Source organism: Cryobacterium sp. RTC2.1 (assembly GCF_035018685.1).
Taxonomy (GTDB): Bacteria; Actinomycetota; Actinomycetes; order Actinomycetales; family Microbacteriaceae; genus Cryobacterium; species Cryobacterium glucosi.
The window spans coordinates 1-5,777 of sequence record NZ_JASJXJ010000198.1 but is presented as its reverse complement, the minus strand read 5'-3'; the positions used below and the strand labels follow the sequence as shown (position 1 = coordinate 5,777).

Below are 5,777 nucleotides of genomic sequence, written 5' to 3'. Positions count from 1 at the left end.
GTCGAGTGCGGCGAAGCCGGCTGCGCTGTCATCCGCGAGCACGGCATCGGCGAGGGAGCCGAGCGCGGCGGCGATCGCCGCCTCGTAACCGGGATGCACCCGCACGTGTTCTGCGACGAGCCCGCGGATGCCGTCCAGCCGGGCGCCGAGGAGGGCTGAGGATCCGTCCTTCTGGTCGAGGGCCAGGGACAGGGCGCTCGCGCGCGCGGCGAGGGCGTCACGTTCGCGTTCGAGGAGGTGGAGTTCTTCGCGGAGGCGTTCGACTTCGCCCTCCGCGGCGGACACGACGGCCTGGGCCGCCTCGTAGTCTTCGGACAGCCGGGTGTTCCCGTCGGCCGCGCCGGTGTCGCCCGGATCGCCGTTCACCGCGCCGGTCCCTGCGTTCTCCGCGTTCGCCTGCTCGGTCTCCGCTTCCAGGGTGGCGAGGAGGGCCTCTGCTTCCTGCACGCGTCCGGCCGCGGCCTTCCGGGTGTTCTGTTGGCGGAGCACGTCGCTGCGGACAGAGGCGAGGCGGGAGGCGGCGGTTTCGGCCTGGCCGCGCAGCTTGGACGCTTCGAGGTCGTGGCGGGAGATGAGCGCGGTCTGTGCGGCGATGTCCTCGTCGACGGCGTCGAGATCGCGGCGCGCGGTCGACGTGGCCGCCCGCGCGGCGGCCCAGGCGGACTCGGCGACGGCGATGCGTTCGGTGAGCCGCACGATCTCCGCCGCGGCGTCCGTGAGCATCGCCGGGGTCACACTCGGGCCGGCGTCGACCGATTCGGACTGGGAACCGAGAAGGGCGAGGCGCTGGTTCGCGAGCGTGTACAGCCCGCGGAGGCGTTCCTGCACGGATTCGAGGCCGAAGCTCGTGCGCCGGGCGGCGTCGACGGCGTCGCCGATCTGGGCCTCCTCGAGGCGGTGCAGGCGCAACTGCTTCTGGTCGAGCTGTTCCTGGAGCACGATGCGTTCGGAGTGCCGTTCGCTCTCGCTGCGGCCGTGGGCGTCGAGGGTCCTGCGCAGGCCGACGACGTCGTCGGCGAGCAGGCGGGCGCGGGCATCACGCACGACGGCGGCGATGGTCTGGGCCTCGCGGGCGATCTCGGCCTGGCGCCCGAGCGGCTTGAGCTGGCGGCGGATCTCCCCGGCGAGGTCGCTCAGCCGGGTCAGGTTGGCCTGCATCGCGTCGAGCTTGCGCAGGGTCTTCTCCTTGCGGCGGCGGTGCTTGAGGATTCCGGCGGCCTCCTCGATGAAACCGCGCCGGTCCTCTGGGCTTGCGCGCAGGACCGCGTCAAGCTGGCCCTGGCCGACGATCACGTGCATCTCCCGCCCGAGGCCGGAGTCGCTCAGGAGCTCCTGCACGTCGAGCAGCCGGCAGCCCTGGCCGTTGATCGCGTACTCGCTTCCGCCGTTGCGGAACAGGGTGCGCGAGATGGTGACCTCGGTGTAGTCGATCGGCAACGCGCCATCCGTGTTGTCGATCGTGAGCGTCACCTCGGCGCGGCCGAGCGGGCCCTTCGTCGAGGTGCCCGCGAAGATGACGTCTTCCATCTTGCCGCCGCGGAGCGTCTTGACGCCCTGCTCCCCCATCACCCAGGCGAGAGCGTCGACGACGTTGGACTTGCCGGAGCCGTTCGGGCCGACGACGCAGGTGACGCCGGGCTCGAAAGCGAAGGTCGTGGGCTGCGCGAACGATTTGAACCCCTTGAGGGTGAGGCTCTTCAAGTACACCGTTGCGCCCTTCCCGTGAGTAGATATCGGCTCTCCCACGGTACCGGACGCAGCCTCCCGGGCCCGGGAGGCGCGGCGCTGCCCGCGGGGGTTTCGGCAGTGCCGACCGGACGCTACTCTGCCTGCATGGACGACCTCGTGCCTAGGATCGAGGAGCTCTCGATCCCGGAGGAGCCGGGTGCAGAGGGCTGGGACGACTTCGTCGCCGCCGCCGAGGTGCACAACACGGTCGAAGCGGATGCCTACGGGACCCACGAGCTGACCGTGACGGCGGAGGAGGCACTCCCGGAGTGGCTCGACCAGGATTGGGAGCCGAGGAGGCTGTTCGTGGTGCGGGCCGCGGACGGTTCAGCTCCTGCCGGCGGGAGCGACGAGGCTGCGGCTGACGCCCCGGCGGACGACCCCGCCGCGGCCGACGTGACCCACATCGTCGCGCGCGGTGTGTGTGAGTTTCAGGGCCCCGGCTCGGAGACTGCGTGGCTTCGCGCCGATGTCCTGCCGGGATACCGCAACCGCGGCATCGGTACCGCCCTGTTCGCGTTGCTCGAGTCGGTCGCCGAGGCCGACGGGTGCGTGAATCAGATCGTCTACGCGGCCTCGCCGGACTCACCGGGCGAACGCCTGGTCGCCCCGACCGGTTTCGGCTCACTGCCGTTGCGGAACCCCGAGGTGCGCTTCCTGCTCCGGCGCGGCTACCGTCTCGAGCAGGTCGAGCGAGGCAACCGCCTCGCACTTCCCTACGACCGCGAGCGGCTGGACCGGCTGCTGCGCGCGGCAGAGAAGCGCGCGGGAAAGGAATACGAGATCATTCAGTGGGACGGCTTCACGCCGATCCGGTGGCAGCCGGACATGGCGATGCTCTACGAAAGAATGAGCACGGACGCTCCCACCGCCGGCCTCGAGGAACCCGCAGAGTCCTGGCCCCTCGATCGGTTCCTCGACAGGCAGGCCCGGCTCGCGGACGGACCACGGACCGTCTACACCACAGCCGTCGTGCACCGCCCGTCCCGCGCACTGGTCGGGTTCACCGAACTCTCCGTTCCCGCTGAGACCGACAGGCCGGTCAACCAGGAGGACACCCTCGTGGTGCGGGAACATCGCGGGCACCGGCTCGGCCTGCTGCTCAAGGCCTGGAACCTGGAGAGCATCCTCCGGAACGAGCCAGGACATCCGTCGGTGATCACCTTCAACGCGGAGGAGAACCGGCACATGCTCGACATCAACGAGGAGCTCGGCTTCCTGCCGATCGGCTACGAGGGCGCCTGGCGGCGGCGCACGCCCCTTACGGACGCGTGAACCCTGGTTGACTCGGTCAGTGGAGGCGCTGGCAGACCGGGCAGAGGTGCGAGGACCTGTTCATGAACTGCTCGCGCACGAGGAGGGTTCCGCACCGCGGGCACGCGGTGCCCTGCCTGCCGTAGACGGCGAGGCTGTGCGAGAAGTAACCGGACTGGCCGTTGACGTTCACATACTGCGCATCGAAGCTCGTGCCGCCCTCGGCGAGGGCGCGCATCAGCACCGTGCGCACGGCGTCGAGCAACCGGATGCCTTCGGTGCGTGACAGGGACGACGCCGGCTGCTCGTAGTGCAGTCCGGCCGCGAACAGGGCTTCGTCGGCGTAGATGTTCCCGATGCCGCTGACCCAGGTCTGGTCGAGCAGCACCCGCTTGATCCCTGAGCCGCGCCGGGCCAGGGCGGCGAGGGCGGCATCCGTTCCGAAGTCGGGGTCGATGAGGTCACGGGCGATGTGGGCGACCTGGTCGGGGATCAGCCCGCTCCACGCACCCGTGCCCGCCCCGGCATACCCTCCTGGCAGTCCGTCGCCGGTGGGCTGCATCCGGTCTATCGCCATGCTGCCGAAGATCCGCTGGTCGGCGAAGTTGAGCCACAGTTCCCCGTGGTCGGGGTGTTCGAGGTGCAGGCGGATGCGCAACTGACGGTCTGCCTCCGAGCCCGGTTCCCGGAGCAGGACCTGGCCGCTCATGCCGAGGTGGATCACGAGGGCGCGTCCGGTGTCGATCGGCAGCCAGAGGAATTTGCCGCGGCGGACGGCGCCGAGCAGGCGATGCCCCTCGAGCTGCGGGGCGAACGGGCCGGTCAGGGGGTCGTGCCTGCGGAGGGAGCGTGGCTCGAAAACCTCAACGGCGGTGACGCGAGCACCGGTCACGGCGGGTTCGACGCCCGCGCGCACCACCTCGACCTCAGGAAGTTCTGGCAAGGAAGCGTCCAGACGATGGTGGCGGTGCCGTCGGATGCGCGGGAATGAGTCGAGCGGACATCGGCCAGGTCAGCGCGGGACGAGCCGGTTCCACGCCTCGAGGGCGGCGGCCATCTCGGCGTGCTTCTTGCTGGTGCCTTCTCCCGTTGCGACGACGATGCCGACGGTCACGGTCGCGATGAACACCTTGGAGTGGTCGGGGCCGCTCTCGGCGATCGCATAGACGGGTACGCCGGCGTCGAGCCGGGCCGCCGCTTCCTGCAGGCTCGTCTTCGGATCCATCGAGACTCCGAAGTGACCAGGGTCGTTGAGCATCGGCGCGATCAGCCGCAGCACGAAAGCCGTGGCGGCGTCCGGACCCGTGTCGAGGTAGACGGCACCGATGAGCGCCTCGACGGTGTCGGCGAGGATCGATGACTTGTCACGACCACCCGTGAGGATCTCGCCCCGCCCGAGCCGAACGTAGGCGCCGAGGCCGAGGCCCCTGGCGATTTCAGCGAGGGCGACACTCGAGACCAGGCTGGCCCGGCGCTTGGCCAGGTCGCCCTCGTCGAGCAGCGGATACGTGCGGTAGAGCATGACCGTGACGGCCTGGCCCAGGATCGAGTCGCCGAGGAATTCCAGGCGCTCGTTCGTGGGCACTCCGCCGTTCTCGTACGCGAAGGACCGATGGGTGAGCGCCAGCCGAAGCAGGCTCTCGTCGATCTGCACGCCGAGCGCGGACACGAGGGCCGAGGGGTCGGCTTCCGCGCCGGTCATCGGGTGACCGGCTGCGGCGTGCCCGGTCATACGGCGACCGCCCCGACGGTACCGCGACGCGACGAGCGGATGTTCCGGGTCAGAAGACGCGGCATCCGTCGGAGGAGCGGTACCTGGGGCGTGTACATCGCCGAATTAAATGTCGGCGACCTTGCGGCCCTTGTATTCCATGAACATCGCGGTTCCGGCGGTGTCGGTGACGACCTTGGCGCGGTGCGGGAGGCTGTAGACGACCTTGCCGTTTTCCATGGTCTTGACCAGGGTGGGGGCTTCGGCCTTCCAGCAGGAACGACGTGAGCGGGTGTTGGAGCGTGATTGCTTGCGCTTCGGGACTGCCATGACTACTTCTCTTCTCTTCTATCCGTTTCAGCGCGGATGTCTTCATCCGTGCCGATGCTTTCGGAAGCCTGGAAATTCACAAGCGCTGCCCACCGGGGATCGCGCATCTGTTCTGGTTCGAATTCAGGGGAAACGGCAAGCCGCTGCCCGGTCTCGGGGTCGAGACCCGGGCAATCCTGCCGGCAGACCGGCTGGAAAGGCAGTGACAGAACCACTGCATCCCTGATGAGCGGTTCAAGATCCACATGGTCCTCGACAACCGCACACTCATAAGCTTCATCAAGAGAGTACGCGAAAACCTCGTGAAACTCGACTCGGACAGGCAAGTCGATGTCAATCAGGCATCTTCCGCACTCGCCGGACGCGATTCCGGAGATCTGCGCGGACACCAGAAGGCTCTCGTGCAGGGTTTCGAGGCGGATGTTGACGTCGAGCGTCGACCCGGCCTTGACGGCAACGAGTCCCTCGCCGAGGTCGTCGGGAACGATGAGGTCGATGTGGCGCTCACGCATGGTGCCGGGGCGGTTGATGAGGTCACGCACGTCGACCTTGTACGGGGTCTTCTGAAACTTGGTCACGGGGGGAGATTCTACGCGTCCGTGACGGGTGCGCGCCCCCGTTCGCCGAGGAAGAGCCATAGGGACGCGGGAAGGAGGCGCGCACGCCAGCGCACAGCCGTGCTCGCACCCATGCTGATCCTCGTCGAGACCGTGTCGAGGTCGCCGCGGAGCGCCGGTTGCGGCGCCCCGGCGAC

At 68.8% G+C, this 5,777-nt stretch carries 6 protein-coding genes; 1 reads left to right on the top strand and 5 read right to left on the bottom strand.

Annotated features, from left to right (window positions below):
- A partial coding sequence (locus tag QN357_RS17375; RefSeq protein WP_323505271.1) for a chromosome segregation SMC family protein occupies positions 1–1,707 on the bottom strand: 1,707 nt, incomplete at its 3' end.
- A gap of 126 nt (positions 1,708–1,833) precedes the next feature.
- Between QN357_RS17375 and QN357_RS17370 the strand changes: the two genes are divergently transcribed.
- A complete protein-coding gene (locus tag QN357_RS17370; protein ID WP_322135641.1) occupies positions 1,834–3,003 on the top strand; it encodes a GNAT family N-acetyltransferase in 1,170 nt (389 codons plus the stop codon).
- 16 nt (positions 3,004–3,019) lie between these two features.
- Here QN357_RS17370 and mutM read toward each other — a convergent pair whose 3' ends face one another.
- The 4 genes from mutM to QN357_RS17350 form a co-directional block, all read right to left on the bottom strand.
- Complete coding sequence (gene mutM, locus QN357_RS17365; protein ID WP_134447549.1) at positions 3,020–3,925, bottom strand: bifunctional DNA-formamidopyrimidine glycosylase/DNA-(apurinic or apyrimidinic site) lyase; 906 nt, start codon at positions 3,923–3,925, stop codon at positions 3,020–3,022.
- A 69-nt stretch (positions 3,926–3,994) separates the two neighbouring features.
- Positions 3,995–4,684 carry a ribonuclease III gene (gene rnc / locus QN357_RS17360; protein WP_134448065.1) on the bottom strand — a complete coding sequence of 230 codons (690 nt, stop codon included), beginning with the start codon at positions 4,682–4,684 and terminating at the stop codon, positions 3,995–3,997.
- A 135-nt stretch (positions 4,685–4,819) separates the two neighbouring features.
- On the bottom strand, positions 4,820–5,023 hold the full coding sequence (rpmF, locus tag QN357_RS17355) for a 50S ribosomal protein L32 (RefSeq protein WP_134447547.1): 204 nt from the start codon (positions 5,021–5,023) through the stop codon (positions 4,820–4,822).
- A gap of 2 nt (positions 5,024–5,025) precedes the next feature.
- On the bottom strand, positions 5,026–5,601 hold the full coding sequence (locus tag QN357_RS17350; RefSeq protein ID WP_134447545.1) for a YceD family protein: 576 nt from the start codon (positions 5,599–5,601) through the stop codon (positions 5,026–5,028).
- Positions 5,602–5,777: the final 176 nt, after the last annotated feature.

What these genes read in the sequence shown, in the direction of transcription:
- QN357_RS17370 (WP_322135641.1), top strand. Translation starts at nt 1,834, where the DNA reads ATGGACGACCTCGTGCCTAGGATCGAGGAGCTCTCGATCCCGGAGGAG.
- rnc (WP_134448065.1), bottom strand. Translation starts at nt 4,684, where the DNA reads ATGACCGGCGCGGAAGCCGACCCCTCGGCCCTCGTGTCCGCGCTCGGC.
- rpmF (WP_134447547.1), bottom strand. Translation starts at nt 5,023, where the DNA reads ATGGCAGTCCCGAAGCGCAAGCAATCACGCTCCAACACCCGCTCACGT.